Raw genomic sequence first — 15,816 nt, 5'->3', positions numbered from 1 at the left:
TGAACGCCGCGGCGGCGGCACGAGCAGGTAAGGCGTGGCGGTCATTGCGTGCGTCGGTGTTCGGCCTCCGTCAGCAGTTGCGCCAGCGACGCATCGCCGCGCTGTTGCGCCAGCGCCGCCGGCGTCTTGCCGTCGGCGTCGCGGGTGGACGCGTTGGCGCCGGCGGCGAGCAGGCGGCGGCTGGCGGCCTCGCGGCCGGCCGCGGCGGCCAGCATCAGCGGGGTGACGCCGGCGCGGTTGGGCCGGTCGGCCTCGGCACCGCGCGCCAGCAAGGCATCGAGCATCTGCGGATCGTTGCGCGCCACCGCGAACATCACCGGGGTGAAGCCGGCCGGATTGCTGCGGCGCACGTTGGCGCCGGCGCCGAGCAGCGCCTGCACCAGTTCGACATCGGCATAGGAGATCGCCAGGTCCAGCGCGGTCCAGCCGTCCTTGGACACCGCATCGACCTTGGCCCGGCGCGCCAGCAACAGCTTGGTGCTCTGCGCGTCGTTGCCCCAGGCCGCCTTCATCAAGGGCGTCCAGCCGCTGCCGTCGCGGCTTTCCACGTTGGCGCCGGCCGCCAGCAACTCGCCGACCAGGGGCGGCGCCTGGTTGCGGATCGCCTGGTGCAGCGGCGGCTCGCCCAGCAGGTTGGGCCGATCGGCGCTGGCGCCGTGGCGCAGCAGCCAGGCCACGCGCACGCCATCGCCGGCATCCAGCGCATGCGCCAGTTCCTGGTTGGGATCGGCACCGCCGGCGATGCGCAGCTGCAATTGCGCCAGCATCTCCGAGGAAACCTGTGGGCTCGGCGTGGTGACATCGTCGGCCGGCGTGTCGTAGCTGCCGTGCGAGCGCAGATCGCCGTTGACGATGCAGTCGGCGCACGCCACCAGCGGCACGTGGTACTCGCGCAGGATCGCGCCGATCTTGCCGGCGTTGCGCTGCATCGCCGCGTTCAGCGCATCGCGCAGGTCGGCGTTCTTGCGCGACACCGCCCACGCCATCGAATACTCCAGCACTTCGTCGTCGATGACGTTCAGCGGCACCACGCCCAGGCCGCCGCGCGCGGCGTAGTAGCCGGCGACCGGACCCCAGGATTCGGCGGCGTCTAGCTGCCCGCCGGCGACGCGTTCGGCCAGTTTGCCCGGGTGGTCCTGCGGCGAGGTCGCCGAGTCGTAGAACAGATACTGCACGTCGCCGGACACGCCGTGGTCGAACAGCGCCTGCCGCGCCGGCGAACTCTGGAACACGCCGATCTTGAGTTTCTTCAGCGCCGGATCGTCCAGCGACGCCGGCTGCAACGCCAGGCCCTTGCGGGTCACCAGCACATAGGTGGAGCGGTACAGCGGCTGCGTGGGCAAGCCCATCTCGAAATCGCTGTTCATGTCCATCAGCACGTCGCAACGCCCGGCGTTGATCGTGCTGCGCGCCAACCCACGTTGATAGTAGGTGCGCCATTCGTATTCCAGGCGCCGGCCCATCGCCTCGGCGAGGACCTGCGCGATCTTGTTCTGGAAACCTTCGCCGGCGCGATTGGACAACGGCATGTTGCCCGGATCGGCGCAGACCCGCAGCACCGCCGCATCGGCGGGGAGCGCGGGCGCGGGCGTGGTGCCCGCCGCTGGCTTGGCGGCCGCGCTGGAGGCGGCCTCAGGAACGCGAGCCGTCGCGGACGACGGCTCGCGCGTGCAACCTGCGGCGACGAGTCCGAGGCTGCAAAGCAACACCACGGCGCGCGCGCCCCGATACAAGCGCCGCGGGGCGACCGCCTCCCCCGGGCGGTCGCTCGCAACATGGACGCGTCGCCGCCGACTCATCGCGCGGTCTTGGCCGCGGCGGCCGGTGCGCCACCCGCTGCAGCGGTGGCGGTTGCGCTGGCGGTGACGGTCTTGCCGGCGCCGTCGATGCGGAAGGTATGCACCATGCCACCCAACGGGATCTTGTCGAAGCCGTTGCTGAAGGCCAGGCCCGCCGCGCCCAACGCGCCGTACGGATCGCCCGGATCCAGGCCGCCGGCGACCGGCAGGCCGATCCAGCCGCCGATGCCGGAGAACACCGCCACGTACTGGTGGCCGTTGGCCTTGTAGGCGATCGGGTTGCCGATGATGCCCGACGGCAACTTGGTCTCCCACAGCTTCTTGCCGGTGTCCTTGTCCACCGCGCGGAACCAGCCGTCGAGCGTGCCGTAGAACACCAGCCCGCCGTCGGTGACCAGGGTGCCGCTCCACACCGGGAACTTCTCCTTGATCTCCCACTTGGACTTGCCTTCGACCACGTCGAACGCCTTGACGATGCCCAGCGCGCCGGGTTCGTTCGGCTTCATCATCACGTTGGCGAACACGTACGGCAGGCCCATCATGGTGTTGCCGCGTTCCTGCGGTTCCAGTTCCATGTGCCAGTTGTTGGTGCCGCAGAAGAACACCGCCGAATTGGCCGGATCCACCGAGCACGGCTGCTGGTCCTTGCCGCCCATCGCCGACGGGAACGCCTCGACCTTCTTGCCGCGCTCCAGCGGCGAATGCGCGGCGACCTTGATCGGGCGGCCGGTCTTCATGTCGATGCTCTCGGCCCAGTTGGCCGGCACGAACTTGTGCGCGCGCAGCAGGGTGCCGTCGCGGCGGTCGAGCACGTAGGCGAAGCCGTTGCGGTCGAACTGCACAACGGAGGGGACCTGCTTGCCGTCGATGGTCAGGTCGACCAGGATCGGCTCGTTGATGCCGTCGTAGTCCCACTGGTCGAACGGCGTCTTCTGGTAGCCCCACACCGCTTCGCCGGTATCGATCTTGCGTGCGAACAGGGTCATCGACCACTTGTTGTCGTATTCGCCGGTATCGCATTCCTTCTGCGTGGTCTTGCCGCAGCGGTACGACGGGCTCCACAGGCCGGGATTGCCGGTGCCGTAGTAGACCAGCTTCAGTTTCGGGTCGTAGCTGTACCAGCCCCACGCCGCGCCGCCGCCGCGCTTCCAGCCATCCTCCGGGAAGGTCTTGATGCCCAGGTCGCCGAGCTGGCCGTGCTGCGGATTGGCCTTGTTGAAGTCCGGACCCAGGCAGATCGCCTTGTCGCTGCCGGCCGCATCGCAGGACCACACCTGCTTGCCGTCGCCCAGCGCGAACGCGGCGACGCGGCCGAGCACGCCGAACTCGTTGCCGCTGATGCCGGCCACGACCTTGCCGTCGGCGATGATCGGCGCCATGGTGATGGTCTCGCCCTTTTCCGGATGGGCGAGCTTCTGCTTCCACACTTCCTTGCCGGTCTTGGCATCGAGCGCGATCACGTCGCCGCTGAGGCTGCCGAACACCAGCTTGCCGTCGGCATAGGACGCACCGCGGTTGACCGTGTCGCAGCACGCCACCGCCACCGAGCGCTCGTCCTGCTGCGGGGTGTATTTCCACAGCACCTTGCCGCCGTCTTCCTGCGCCAGATCGATCGCGAACACGTTGTTCGGATACGCGCTGACCATGTACATGATGCTGCCGATCACCAGCGGCTGGCCTTCGTGGCCGCGGGTGGCGTCAGTCTTCATTTCCCACGACATCTTCAGGTTCTTGACGTTGTCGCGATTGATCTCGGCCAGCGGGCTGTGCCGGTTCAGGCCGAAGTCGCGACCGATGCCGCCCCAGTTGTCGGGATTGCTGGCGGTGGCGGCGAACTCGCTGTCGGTGTCGGCCACCGCGGCCGGCGCCGCCGCGGCGGGTTGCTGCGCGGCGGCGGGTGCGGCCGGTGCCGCGGCGTCTTCCTGCTTCTTGCAGCCTGCCAGCACCAGCGCGGTTGCCAGCGCGAGCAGCGTCCAGGCACGGGTACGACATGGATGACTGTGCATCGTTCTACTCCCCTCGTTGAAGAGCCGTGGCGCTTACCGTCGAACGGCCTGCGCGGCGGGATGTGGAAACATCGGGAGAAAGGGAGCAATCGACGTGCCAGCACGCTGCTGCACTGCGCCATCGTTGAGCCGCAAGCATCGGCCGCGGCATGGACACCGCCGCGCCCCTGTCGCGCCGCAGCGCTGTATCGAGAACGGCACACTTTGCGCCACCCGCCTGTATCGCGATTGGCGCAGCGGGGCCGAAGCCCACGCATCGCAGCGACCGGTGGACCTGGCAGACGCCGGGACAGGCGCCGGACCGATCCACCACCGCTGCCGGCGCGTACCTGGGACATGGCGCCCAGATTCCTTGCAGACCTTAAGCCCCAACGCGATTGCATCGCACGGCAGCTATTGGAGACGCGGCGCGGCAGATCACCGGCGCGAGCTGCAAACCGCAACATCCGCGGCAACAAACTCTCCAGCTCGCGCTCGTGCTCTCGCCTCTGCTGTTGCTTTGCTGCTGTTGCTCTGCTGCTCTGCTGTTGCTTTGGACTTTCCGGGTCCCTTACGCAGCGGCGAATGGGTCGGGAAAAACCCCGCTGGGGCGGCGCACAGGGATGTGCGCCGTTCGCGGCGGGGCAGGGCTCGCCGGAAAAAGGCGAAGCACTGCTTCGCCCCGACGGGCGGGCGCCGCGAGGCGACTGCCCCGGACTTGGCCGCGTAGCGGACCAGCCTCTTCCGCGAATCCCGTCCTATTCGCGGACATGGAGCGCGCAGCACGGAGGGCGCGGGGGAGGGTGTGCTTGACCAGCCTTCGGCCGTGGTAAAGCGCTTCTTTTGGTTACTTTGATCAGCCTTCGGCTGCTGTGAAGCGCCTGTTTGCACAAGCAAAGAAAAGCGACTCGCCGCAAGGCGAAAGCTTTGCCTTTTGCCTTTGCCTAACCGTCGCAGTGGTGATCGCAGGGGAATCAGAAGGATGCAGAGATTGGCAACACGCCAAGCGACGCACGCGCACAAGAAACCGGATCTGCATGCCAGAGGCAACGACCGCAGCTGGCGCGCTTTTCACCTTTGTGGGAGGGACTTCAGTCCCGACGGGGCTTCACCGGCAAAGCGTCGGGACTGAAGTCCCTCCCACAGAGAAGACGCTCTACCCGGCCGCGTCCCGCCACCAGTCCAGCAGCGCCGCGCAATCGGCGAAATGCAAATCGGCCAGCGCCGGCCAGAGATTGTCCGCATGCAGCAGCACCGTGGTCGCGCCGGCATGGCGCCCGCACTGCAGGTCGTATTCGTGATCGCCGAGCATTGCCAGCGAATGCGGCGCCACGCCCCAGTGCGCAGCCAACTGCTGCAGGCCGCCAGGATGCGGCTTGGGCGGCGCCTCGTCGCGGCCAAGGATGCTGGCGTCCTCGAACAGATCCTCGACCCCGATCTCACGCAGCGTCAGCTGCGCCAGCTCCTGCGCGTTGCGGGTCAGTACCGCCAGCCGGCAACCCGCCGCATGCAGCGTCCGCAGCAGCGCCGGCGCGCCGGGCGCGGCGACGGCGCCCAAGGCCAGCTCGCGTTCGTGCTCGAGCAGCCAGGCGTGCTTGGCGGCGCCCTCCCCGTCCGGCAGCGCGGCCAGGTGCTGCAGGATGTCGGCCTGCTGCGGAATCTGCAGCTCGCGGCGGATCAGCGCGAAATCGTGCACCGCACGGGTCAGCGTGCCGTCCATGTCGAACACCCAGTGCCGCACCTGGCGCAGGCGCGCGCCGGGTGCCGCCGCGCTCAATCCCATCCCGGCATCTGCGACCCGTCCAGGCCGCCGGTCTCGAATACCGCGGTACGGGTGCCGCCGGCCTTCACCGGGAACTCGATCTGCAGCACCGTGGTCTTGCGCGCCAGCTTCCACAGCGCCTTGTCGTCGCTGATGAACATCGCGATCGCCTCGTCGGTGTTCGGACGCCATGCCGCGGCCGCGCGCGGCGCGGCCGCGTCGGCCTTCAACTGCACCTTGCAGCCGCCGGCGCAACGGAAATCGCCGGCCTGCAGCACCAGGTAGGCGCTGCGCTTCCATTCCGGGTGGTCGCGGAACACCAGCTGCACCGGCTTGGGGCCGCTGCCGTCCACATCGACCTTGTCGCGGCTGTACAGCATCGCCGAGCGCTGCGTGCCCTTGCCGGCCGGCACCTGCGAATATTCCCAGGCGGCCTGCATGCGCCGCAGCTCGCGCGCCGCCTCGCCCTTGGCCTTGACCTCGGCATAGCCGGGCTCGATGCGCTCGGCCGCGTCCGAACCGGGATACTGCTCCAGCAGCGCCGCGCCATGGATGCGCGCCAGGTCCCAGTTGCCGGACTTCACCGCGGCGTCGTATTGCTTGGCCAGGTCGTCGGCGGCCTGCGCCTTGGCCTGCGCTTCGGCGGCGGCCTGCGCCTTGCGCTCGGCCTCGTGGTCGCCGCAACCGGCCAGGGCGACGGCGCACAGCGCGCCGAGCAGAATGCGTTTCATCGGGGGACTCCTCGTTGGATCAACGTATCGATCGCCTGCGCGACCTCGGCCGGCTTCTCGACGATGGACATGTGGCCGCTGCCGTCGAGCAGCACCTGCAGCGCCTGCGGCACGCGCTGCGCGTACAGCGCCAGCGCGCTGGCATCGATCACCGCATCCTGCACGCAGTTCAGCAGCAGCGCCGGTTGGCGGATGCGCGCGGCTTCCTCGAACGGCAGGAAGGCTTCCTCGCTGCGTCCGATCCGCGCCAGCACCTGCTGTTCGAAGCCGGCCTCGCTGCGCCGCCAGGCGACGATCGACGACACCGCCCAGGACGGGATGCGCGGCTTGCTAGGCTCCAGCAGAAAGACCGTGTCGATGTAGCGGCGCAGCGAGTCGGCGTCGTACACCGCGAACGGATTGTCGCCGTCCAGCACCGCCTGGCCGAAGGCGTTGTCGGCGAATCGCACGCCGGCGGCGTTGAGCAGGCCGACCCGGTCGAACAGTTCAGGATGGCGCGCAGCGGCGAGCGCGGCGATGCCGCCGCCCATCGAATGCCCGACCAGCACGCATTCGCTGCCCGTCCCGCGCACGCACTGCGCGGCGAATGCGGCCACGCGCTCGGCCTGCGCGACGAAGCCGTAGTCCTGCCCGTCGATGCGCTGGCTCTCGGCCCAACCGGGAAGATCGGGAATGAACAGGTGATAGCGGTCGCCCAGCGCGCGCGCCAGCGGCAACCAGTTCTCCTTGCTGCCGGTGAAGCCGTGCACCAGCAGCAGCGCAGGGGCGGCGGGATCGGCCGCGGCGCGGTGCAGGTAGATCCAGCGATGCCCGGCGACCTGCGTCTGGCAACGCCGCAGGCCACTGCCCCGGCGCAGGCGCAGGCTTTCCAGGCGCACCAGCAGGAACGGCTTGCTGCGCAACAACAGCACCGCGCCCACCAGCAGCGTCACCCCCACGGCCAGCGCGGTGAACGCCAGCAGCAGCAACAACGTCAGCAGCAACATGGAAGAGTCGGGAACCGGAAACGTGCCATGCGCCTACCTTCGCATGCGGCCCGGTTTGCGCCAAGCCCTGCACGCTGGCGCAGTGCGCTCGGGTCGGCGCGCCGCAGGCAGTGCGCGGCGGCCGTCGCCGTTGCGCAAACGAAAACGGCGCCGGGACTGCTCCCGGCGCCGCGATCCGTGCCGTGCGTGCGCACGCAGTGCCGCCTCAGTGCGCGGCGGCGCCCTTGTCGGCCTTGGCCAGCATGTCCTCCACCGACACCGTGGTGATCGGGTGGTAGCCGGGCTTGGCCTGGGCGAAGACCTGCTTGGCGAAGGCCAGGCCGTCCGGGGTCTTCACCAGTTCGGCGTAGATCGGCAGGATCAGCTTGCGGCGGCCGACGCGGGCGATGAACTCGCCGGCGGCCGGGCGTGCGTCGACGTAGCCGCTGCGGATCGCCAGCGGATACCAGCGCATGGCGATCTCGCCGTTCGCGGTGCCGGTGAAGTGGTAGGCGGCGTCGAGCTGCTTGAGCTGCTCGGGCTTCAACGTGGCGCCCAGGCCGCTGAGGAAGCGCGTCCACTCCTGCGTGCTCCAGGCGTCGGTGACCTGCTTGCCCGGCAGGGTGCCGCTGCCGGCCCAGGCGATGCGCGCGGTATCGACCATCGCGAAGTTGCGCGAACGCGCCTTCTGCGCGAACGCCGGGATGCCCGGCTCGTCCAGCCACGCGTGCAGTTCGGCCTCGCTGACCGCATCGGGCTTCTTGGCCAGCAGGTTCTTCTTCAGATACGCGACGAACTGGTCGGTGTTGGCGCTCTGGAACGCGTGGTCGTCGAACCAGCCGCGCAGGAACGCATCGAAGGTGGCGCGGCCGAAGCGCTGCTCCAGGAACTGCAGGAACCAGGCGCCCTTGACGTAGGCGACCTGGCTCAGCGCATCGTCCGGATCGCGCTCGGTCAGCGCCGGCAGCGCCAGCGCCTGGTCGGCCGGGCTCATGTCCTTGACCTCGGCGAGCAGGTCGGTCTGGTCGATCTCGCGCTCCATCTCCGCCGCTTCGGCGCCGTACAGCGCTTCGGTGATGCGCGCCTGCACGTAGGTGGTGAAGCCTTCGTTGAGCCAGATGTCCTTCCAGCTGGCGTTGGTCACCAGGTTGCCGGACCAGCTATGCGCCAGCTCGTGCGCGATCAGCGACACCAGCGACTTGTCGCCGACGATCACGGTCGGGGTGGCGAAGGTCAGGCGCGGGTTCTCCATGCCGCCGAACGGGAACGACGGCGGCAGCACCAGCATGTCGTAGCGGCCCCAGCGGTACGGACCGTACAGCGTCTCGGCGGCGACGATCATCTTCTCGGTGTCCTCGAACTCCTTGGCCGCCTTGTCGGCCATGGTCGGCTCGGCCCACACGCCCGAACGCTCGGAGATCGGCTTGAACACCAGGTCGCCGGCGGCGATGGCCAGCAGGTAGGACGGGATCGGCTGCGGCATCTTGAACGTGTAGTCGCCGTCGCGCGCCGCCTTCGGGTCGTTGTCGGCGCTCATCAGCACCATCACGTCCGGACGCGACACGACGTGCGCGCTGTAGGTGAAGCGCACGCTCGGCGTGTCCTGCAGCGGCACCCAGCTGCGCGCGTGGATCGCCTGCGACTGGCTGAACATGAAGGGCAGTTTCTTGCCCTCGGTCATCGACGGCGCCAGCCACTGCAGGCCCGAAGCGGTCGCGGCGGTGTGGTAGGCGATGGTGACCTTCTGCGGCTGGTTCGGCGCTTCGATGGTCAGCTTGCTGCCGTAGATCTTGTCGGCCGGCGCCAGCGCGTACTGCAGCGGCGCCAGGTTGCCCTTGCCGTCGTCGCCCTGCACGTTCTCGATGGTCAGCTCGCGCGTGTCCAGCAGCAGTTGCTTGGCGCTCTTGTCCTTCCAGTCCAGCGTGTAGGTGGCGGTGCCGCCGATCTGCTTGCTGTCGAAATCCAGCTTCAGGTCCAGCGCCAGGTCCTTGATCACGACCTTGCCCGGCTCGGCGTAGGAGCTTTCGTCGTGGCTGCGGTCGGCGGGTTTCACGGCGGAGGGCGCGGGCTTGGCGGCGGGAGCGGCAGCCTCGGTGGGCTCTTGGCGGGAACAACCGGTCGCGATGACCGCGGCCAGGGACAACAACAGGAACGGGGAACGCATGGCGGACAGCACCGGTTCGGGGAAACCGGAAGTTTACCTTGAAGGCTGGGATGACCAGCCATTCGGCTGTGGAAAAGCGGGGATTCGGGATTGGGGATTCGCAAAGAGCGCATTGCCCCCGCTTTACGAATCCCCAATCCCGAATCCCGAATCCCGGCTTCTCAGATCTTGTAGCCCGAATGGATCGCGACGATGCCGCCGGTCAGGTTCTTGTAGTGGCTGCGGGCGAAGCCGGCCTCGGCCATCATGCCCTTCAGCGCGTCCTGCGGCGGATGCTTGCGGATGCTCTCGGCCAGGTACTGGTAGCTGTCGGCATCCTTGGCGAACAGCTTGCCCAGGCGCGGCAGGATCTTGAACGAATGGAAGTCGTAGATCGGCTTGAACCAGTCGGCGGTGACCTCGGAAAACTCCAGCACCCGCGCCTGTCCGCCGACCTTCAGCACCCGGTACATCTCGCGCAGCGCCGCGTCCTTGTCGGTGACGTTGCGCAGGCCGAAGGCGATGGTGACCAGGTCGAAGCTCTGGTCCGGGAACGGCAGCGCCTCGGCGTTGCACTGCACGTAGTCCAGGCCCGCGACCAGGCCGCGGTTGGTCAGCCGGTCGCGGCCCACCGACAGCATGCCGGCGTTGATGTCGCCCAGGACCACCGCGCCGTCGTCGCCGACCCGCTCCTTCAGCAGCGCGGCGATGTCGCCGGTGCCGCCGGCCAGGTCGAGCACGCGGTCGCCCGGCTTGACCTGCGCGGTGGCCACGAAATAGCGCTTCCAGGCCCGGTGGATGCCCAGGCTCATCAGGTCGTTCATCAGGTCGTAGTTGCCGGCGACCGAGGTGAACACCTCGCCGACCAGCTTCTGCTTGTCCTTGGCGGCGACGTCGCGGAAGCCGAAATGGGTGGTGCCGGACTTGTAGGGGGATTCGCTCATGGCGGGGATTATCGCACTGCTGGCGCCGTCATGGTCTGCGGCGTCCGGTCGCAGCCGCCGCTGCGCCGACCGACCGGGCCCGCCGGCCACGCGGCCGCCGCCCGGCGATCGCACGCCCGCGTCCCCGCCGCGCGCGGTGCGGCGCGCGCGGCCGCTGGGCGCGACCCTCAGAACTTCAGCACCAGGCCGACGTCCACGCCCTCGATGCCGTAGCCGCCGGCGTCGCCCTGGCCGAGGTCGGCCGAGGTCTGCTCGTTGCTGTAGGCGATCGTGCAGGTGCCGCCGGCGCCGTTGTCGATCCGCGCGTAGTCGGCGTAGAGATAGGCCTTGGGCGACAGCGCGTGCTGGTAGCCCACGCCCCACTTGTTGCAGGTGTTGTCCACGTAGGACGAATCGCGCCGGCTCCAGGCCGCCTTCCACAGGCCGTTGGCGCCCATCGGCGCGGTGAAGCCCAGCAGATAACCCTTGTGCTCGTGGTAGAAGCCGAGCGCGGCGACGTCGAACGGCTGCTGGATGTCGATGCGTTCGTAGAACCCGTACAGCTTGATCGGGCCGACGTCGTAGCTGGCCCCGAACAGATTGATCCTGAGCCGGGTCAGGCCGGGCACGTCGTTCCACCATTCCTCTTCGTGGTCGTAGCCCAGGCTCAGCGGTCCGTTGCTGTAGGCCAGGATCACCGCATACAGCGGACTGCGGCTGTCGCGGTCGCTGACGCCGAGCAGATTCGGCGTATAGGCGAAGGTGGCGTTGAGGCCTCGCCAGGTGGGAGTGACGTAGACCACCGCGTCCTTGGCCCGGGACACCACCACCTGCAGGGAACCGGCGCTGGCGACCGACCGGCCCTTGAACGGATCGTACTGCTTGAGCACCGCGGCGCGCCCGCCGTCGACGGTGCCGCCGAGCAGCGTCCCCCAGCCGCCGGTCGCGCCCAGCCAGGCATGCCGGGTGTAGAACGTATCGCCGCCGCTGCCGGCGTCCTTGTCGCCGGTCAGGTCGACGCCGACCTCGACCTCGCCGATCAGGCGGGTGCCGTTGCCCAGGTCGTAGCCGAGTTTGAGGCCGACATTGCTGCCGTCGGAACCGGCGGCGCTCTGCAGGTCGTTCTGGGTGCCCATGTCGGCAACCGCGCCGTTGCCGCCGCGGCGGCCGACGTAGCCGATATCCAGCGTGCCGTAGAGCGAGGCGCTGGCCGCGCCGTCGCTCCATTGCAGTCCCTGCGCCTTTTCCTGGTCCTGGGCCTGCGCCTGCGCGCCGGTCGCCACCCCTGCCGCGGCCACGGCCAGCCCGCCGAGCCCTTTCCACATCGTGGTGCGCATCGCGTGTCTCCTGCAATCGGACAACAGCGTTTCTGCAGCCAGGCCTGCGCCGAGCCGGTGATGCGGGGGATGGGGGTAGAGCGTTCATAGACCCATTCGCGCGGTAAGTAAAGCCGCATGCGCGCGCCGCCGGAACGCTGATGCGGCGCGCGGGCCGGCGCTCGCAACGACGCCGCCGCCGCAGGCGCCCTGCCCCACGCCCGGCTTGCGGTGATGACAGCCCGCGCCGCCATGCGCACTATGGCGCTCTCCCGCCAAGGAACGCATCCGATGATCGCCACGCCCGACTACCGCGCCCTGCTCGACACCGCCATCGCCGAGGCCCGCCAGGGCCTGGCCGAGGGCGGCATCCCGATCGGCGCGGCGCTGTACCACAACGACGGCCGCCTGCTCGGCTGCGGCCACAACCGCCGCGTGCAGGAAGGCGACCCGTCGGTGCACGGCGAGACCGATGCGTTCCGCAAGGCCGGGCGCCAGCGCCGCTACAAGGACACCATCATGGTCACCACGCTGGCGCCGTGCTGGTACTGCAGCGGCCTGGTGCGGCAGTTCAACATCGGCACCGTGGTGGTCGGCGAATCGGTGACCTTCCAGGGCGGCATCGACTGGCTGCGCGACAGCGGGGTCACCGTGATCGACCTGCACAGCCAGGAATGCATCGACCTGCTCGGCGGCTACATCGCGGCCAATCCGGACGTGTGGAACGAGGACATCGGCGAGGACTGAAGCGCCGCCGCGCTCAGAACCGGTACTGCACGCCGGCGCTGACCGTGCGCGCCGCGCCCACCGCCACCCACGGCGTCGCCGCGACCGAACTGGTGTAGTAGGTCCGGTCGAACACGTTGTCCACGTCCAGCGACACGCGCAGCCGGTCGTCGATGCGCCAGTACGCCAGCAGCTTGGCCACGGTGTAGGCCGGCAACCGCGCCGGTGCGATACCGGCGTCGGCCTGCGCCTGGGTGTAGGCCTCGGCCAACCGCGCACCGGTATGGGTGATGCCGCCGCCGAGGCCGAGCAGGCCACCGCCGGGCAGCGGCGTCTCGTGCACCGCCAGCACGCTGCCGTTGAGCTTGGGCACGTTGATCAGGCTGCCGCCGACCTGCAGCGTGTTGTCGCGCAGCACCTGCACCCGGTTCCACGACGCGCTGGCGTTGAGCCGCCAGTGCGCGCTCAGTTGGCCGGACAGATCGGCCTCGGCGCCGCGGCTGCGCACGCGGCCGGCGGCGATCTGGTTGCCCGGATTGCGCGGATCGCCGGTGAGCACGTTGTCCTTGACGATCTCGTACAGCGCCAGGGTGCCGCCGAGGCGGCCGTCGCGCGCCTGCCACTTGCCGCCCAGTTCCAGCGCGCGGCCGGTTTCCGGCGCCGGCGTGGTGCTGGTGCCGGTGCCGTACCAGACGTCGGAGCCGTTGTTGGGGCGGAACGAACGCCCCGCGTTGACGTACCACGACCACTGCTCGCCCGGCGCGTAGCTCAGCCCGATGCGCGGCGTGGTCCTGGCCGGGGTCTGCGCGTAGCGGCCGCCGCTGCGGCGATCCTCCAGCGCCTGCCGGTAGCGGTCGTGGCGCAGGCCGAGCAGCAGCGTCCACTGCGCGTTCAACGCCACCGCATCCTGCAGGTACAGCGCCAGGTTGCGCTGGCGCTCGTGGGTATCGACGAACGGCAGCGGCGTCGGCGGCGCCTGGCCGTAGACCGGCGCGAACAGGTCCAGCGCATACGGTGCGGCGGCGCTGGGGCGGACCCGCAGCATGCGTTGATCGAGCACGAAGTCGTAGGCCTCCATGCCGACCAGCAGGTCGTGGCGCCGGGTCCCGCTGCGCACCTGGCCGCGCAGTTCGGCCTGCAGCGCGCTGTCGCGCGAGGCGAAGTCGCGCCAGCGCCGCTGCCGCCACAGCGTGCGCGCATCGGCCTGCACCGCACTGGGTTCGGTGGAGTAGCCGCGCAGGCTGGCGTCGCGCCGCGACGCGGCGAGCAGCCCGCTCCATGTGTCGGAGAACGCATGCCGCAGCAGCAGCTGGTGATTGCGGTTCTCGACCTGCACGTCGCCATCGCCCGGCTCGCCGAGGAAGCGCGAACGCGGCAGCGCGCGCAGGTCGCCGCGCACCGCGACCACGCCGCGGTCCAGCGGCGCGCGGTGGCGCAGCCATTCGCCGTTGTAGTCCAGCGTGGTGGCCTCCCCCAGGCGCCAGGTCAGCGCCGGCGCGAGAAAACGGCGCTGCGTGCGCACGACGTCGCGGAAGCTGTGCCTGTCCTCGGCGGCGAGGTTGAGCCGGTAGGCGACGCTGTCGCCCAGCGGCCCGGTGCTGTCGGCCGCGACGCGGTAGGCGTCGTGGCTGCCGGCGGACAGTTCCAGCGCGGTCGCCGGCCGCCACTGCGGCAGCTTGGTGACGATGTTGAGCGTGCCGCCGGGCTCGCTGCTGCCGTACAGCGCGGCGGCCGGCCCTTTCAGGAACTCGATCGCCTCGATGTTGGCGGTGTCGCGCGGCGCGTTGTAGCCGCGGTTGCCGGCCAGGCCGTTGAGCAGGGTCGCGCTGCCGGTGTTCTCGTTGCCGGGCAGGCCGCGCACCGCGAAGTTGTCCCACAGCCCGCCGAAGCCGTTCTGCCGCGAGATGCCGCCGACGTAGTCCAGGGTGCCGTCCAGATGTGTCGCACCGAGGTCGTCGATCGCCTGCCGCGGCAGCACCCGCACCGATTGCGGCAGCTGGCGCAGGCTCAGCTCGGTCTTGCTGCCCTGGGTGGCATCGGCGTAGTAGGTGCCCGAATCGCGGCGCCCGACCACGCGCACCGTGTCCAGTTCGGCGGGCTCGGACGCGGCGTCGAGCACCGCATCGGCATCGGCCGGACCGGCACTCAGGCCGGCCAGCAAGGCGGCGACGAAGGACAGCGACTGCGGCGAACGTGGCGACATGGAGCGAAGCACCCAAAAAGAAATGTTATATTATTTCAATACTGACACGAACCGCAGCGCATGTCTTCCGCTTCCCCCGCTCTTTCCCCCACCTCCTCGCGCCTGGCCTCGATCGATCTGCTGCGCGGCACCGTGATGTCGCTGATGCTGCTCGACCACGTGCGCGAGACGTTCTACCTGCACCACCCGATCGGCGATCCGGTGGACGTGGAAACCACCGCCCCGGCGCTGTTCGTGGCGCGCGTGCTGGCGCACCTGTGTGCGCCGGTGTTCGTGTTCCTGACCGGGCTGTCGGCGTGGCTGTATGCGGCGCGGCAGCCGCATGGCCGCAAGGCAGCGGCGGCGTTCCTGCTCAAGCGCGGGCTGTTCCTGATCGTGCTGGAACTGACCCTGGTCAACTTCGCCTGGACCCTCTCGTTCCCACCGCAGGTGCTGTACCTGCAGGTGATCTGGGCGATCGGGCTGAGCATGCTGGCGCTGGCGGCGTTGCTGTGGCTGCCACGTCCGCTGCTGGCACTGCTCGGCGTGGCGCTGGTGGCCGGGCACAACCTGCTCGATAGCGTGCATGTGCCCGGCGACGGTCCGCTGGCCACGGCCTGGGCCGTGCTGCACGATCGCAGCTGGCTGCAACTGGGCGAAATGCGCGTGCGCACCTCGTATCCGTTGCTGCCGTGGATCGGGGTGATCGCGCTGGGCTATGCGGCCGGCCCCTGGTACGGCGCCGGCACCGCGCCGGCGCAACGCCGGCAGCGCCTGCTGGCCTGCGGCCTCGGCGCACTGGCGCTGTTCCACCTGCTGCGCTGGCACAACGGCTACGGCGATGCGCCCTGGCGCGACCAGGCCGACGTGGTGCACACCGCGATGAGCTTCTTCAACCTGACCAAGTACCCGCCGTCGTTGCTGTTCCTGCTGCTGACCCTGGGCGTGGGCCTGCTGTTGCTGCGCCTGTACGAACAACCGCGGCTGGCGCGGGCGCTGGCGCCGCTGGCCGTGATCGGCGCGGCGCCGATGTTCTTCTACCTGCTGCATCTGTACGTGCTGAGGCTGCTGTACCTGGCAGCGCTGGCGTATTGGGGGGCGAACCACGGCGCATTGTTCGGCGTGGACAGTGTCGCGGCGCTGTGGGCGATCGCCGCGGTGTTGGGCGTGGCGCTGTACTGGCCGGTGGCGGCGTTCGCGCGACTGAAGGCGCGCCGGCGCGACCTGGCCTGGCTGCGCTATCTGTAGCGATGCCCGCGCCGGGCCGGCCCGGCCCCGGATTCA

11 protein-coding genes are annotated in these 15,816 nt (G+C 69.5%); 2 read left to right on the top strand and 9 right to left on the bottom strand.

The window, feature by feature from the left end; all coding sequences use genetic code 11:
• Positions 1-41: 41 nt before the first annotated feature.
• From AB8810_RS04155 to AB8810_RS04120, 8 genes are all read right to left on the bottom strand, one after another.
• Complete coding sequence (locus AB8810_RS04155) at positions 42-1,799, bottom strand: quinoprotein dehydrogenase-associated putative ABC transporter substrate-binding protein (RefSeq protein WP_369915643.1); 1,758 nt, start codon at positions 1,797-1,799, stop codon at positions 42-44.
• Positions 1,796-3,805, bottom strand: a complete 2,010-nt coding sequence (locus AB8810_RS04150) for a methanol/ethanol family PQQ-dependent dehydrogenase (RefSeq protein WP_179567397.1) — start codon at positions 3,803-3,805, stop codon at positions 1,796-1,798. The genes AB8810_RS04155 and AB8810_RS04150 overlap by 4 nt, the downstream gene beginning before the upstream one ends.
• Positions 3,806-4,940: 1,135 nt before the next feature.
• Positions 4,941-5,567 (bottom strand): HAD family hydrolase, encoded by a 627-nt coding sequence (locus AB8810_RS04145; RefSeq protein ID WP_206259958.1) that lies wholly within the window; start codon positions 5,565-5,567, stop codon positions 4,941-4,943.
• Positions 5,558-6,277, bottom strand: coding sequence for a hypothetical protein (locus AB8810_RS04140; protein WP_053838437.1), 720 nt, complete (start codon positions 6,275-6,277; stop codon positions 5,558-5,560). Before AB8810_RS04140 ends, AB8810_RS04145 begins: the two co-directional genes overlap by 10 nt.
• The gene (locus AB8810_RS04135) at positions 6,274-7,263 is read right to left on the bottom strand and encodes an alpha/beta fold hydrolase (protein WP_369915642.1); all 990 of its coding nucleotides are present in this window, start codon (positions 7,261-7,263) and stop codon (positions 6,274-6,276) included. Before AB8810_RS04135 ends, AB8810_RS04140 begins: the two co-directional genes overlap by 4 nt.
• Positions 7,264-7,468: 205 nt before the next feature.
• Entirely contained in the window at positions 7,469-9,406 is a 1,938-nt protein-coding gene (locus AB8810_RS04130; protein WP_369915641.1) for a M1 family metallopeptidase, read from the bottom strand.
• 161 nt (positions 9,407-9,567) lie between these two features.
• Entirely contained in the window at positions 9,568-10,329 is a 762-nt protein-coding gene (ubiE, locus tag AB8810_RS04125; protein WP_179567405.1) for a bifunctional demethylmenaquinone methyltransferase/2-methoxy-6-polyprenyl-1,4-benzoquinol methylase UbiE, read from the bottom strand.
• A gap of 167 nt (positions 10,330-10,496) precedes the next feature.
• The gene (locus AB8810_RS04120) at positions 10,497-11,645 is read right to left on the bottom strand and encodes a porin (protein ID WP_179567407.1); all 1,149 of its coding nucleotides are present in this window, start codon (positions 11,643-11,645) and stop codon (positions 10,497-10,499) included.
• 270 nt (positions 11,646-11,915) lie between these two features.
• Here AB8810_RS04120 and AB8810_RS04115 point away from each other — a divergent pair, with 270 nt between their 5' ends.
• Positions 11,916-12,371 carry a nucleoside deaminase gene (locus tag AB8810_RS04115; protein WP_179567409.1) on the top strand — a complete coding sequence of 152 codons (456 nt, stop codon included), beginning with the start codon at positions 11,916-11,918 and terminating at the stop codon, positions 12,369-12,371.
• A 13-nt stretch (positions 12,372-12,384) separates the two neighbouring features.
• Here AB8810_RS04115 and AB8810_RS04110 read toward each other — a convergent pair whose 3' ends face one another.
• Complete coding sequence (locus AB8810_RS04110; RefSeq protein WP_369915640.1) at positions 12,385-14,553, bottom strand: TonB-dependent siderophore receptor; 2,169 nt, start codon at positions 14,551-14,553, stop codon at positions 12,385-12,387.
• A 60-nt stretch (positions 14,554-14,613) separates the two neighbouring features.
• On the opposite strand from AB8810_RS04110, the gene AB8810_RS04105 reads away from it, so the two are divergent.
• Positions 14,614-15,780, top strand: coding sequence for a DUF1624 domain-containing protein (locus AB8810_RS04105; protein ID WP_369915639.1), 1,167 nt, complete (start codon positions 14,614-14,616; stop codon positions 15,778-15,780).
• Positions 15,781-15,816 lie beyond the last annotated feature (36 nt).

Origin of the sequence: Xanthomonas sp. NCPPB 3005, from assembly GCF_041228095.2 — a bacterium.
In the GTDB taxonomy this organism is placed as follows: domain Bacteria; phylum Pseudomonadota; class Gammaproteobacteria; order Xanthomonadales; family Xanthomonadaceae; genus Xanthomonas_A; species Xanthomonas_A bonasiae.
This window is presented reverse-complemented; position numbering and strand designations above follow the sequence as displayed.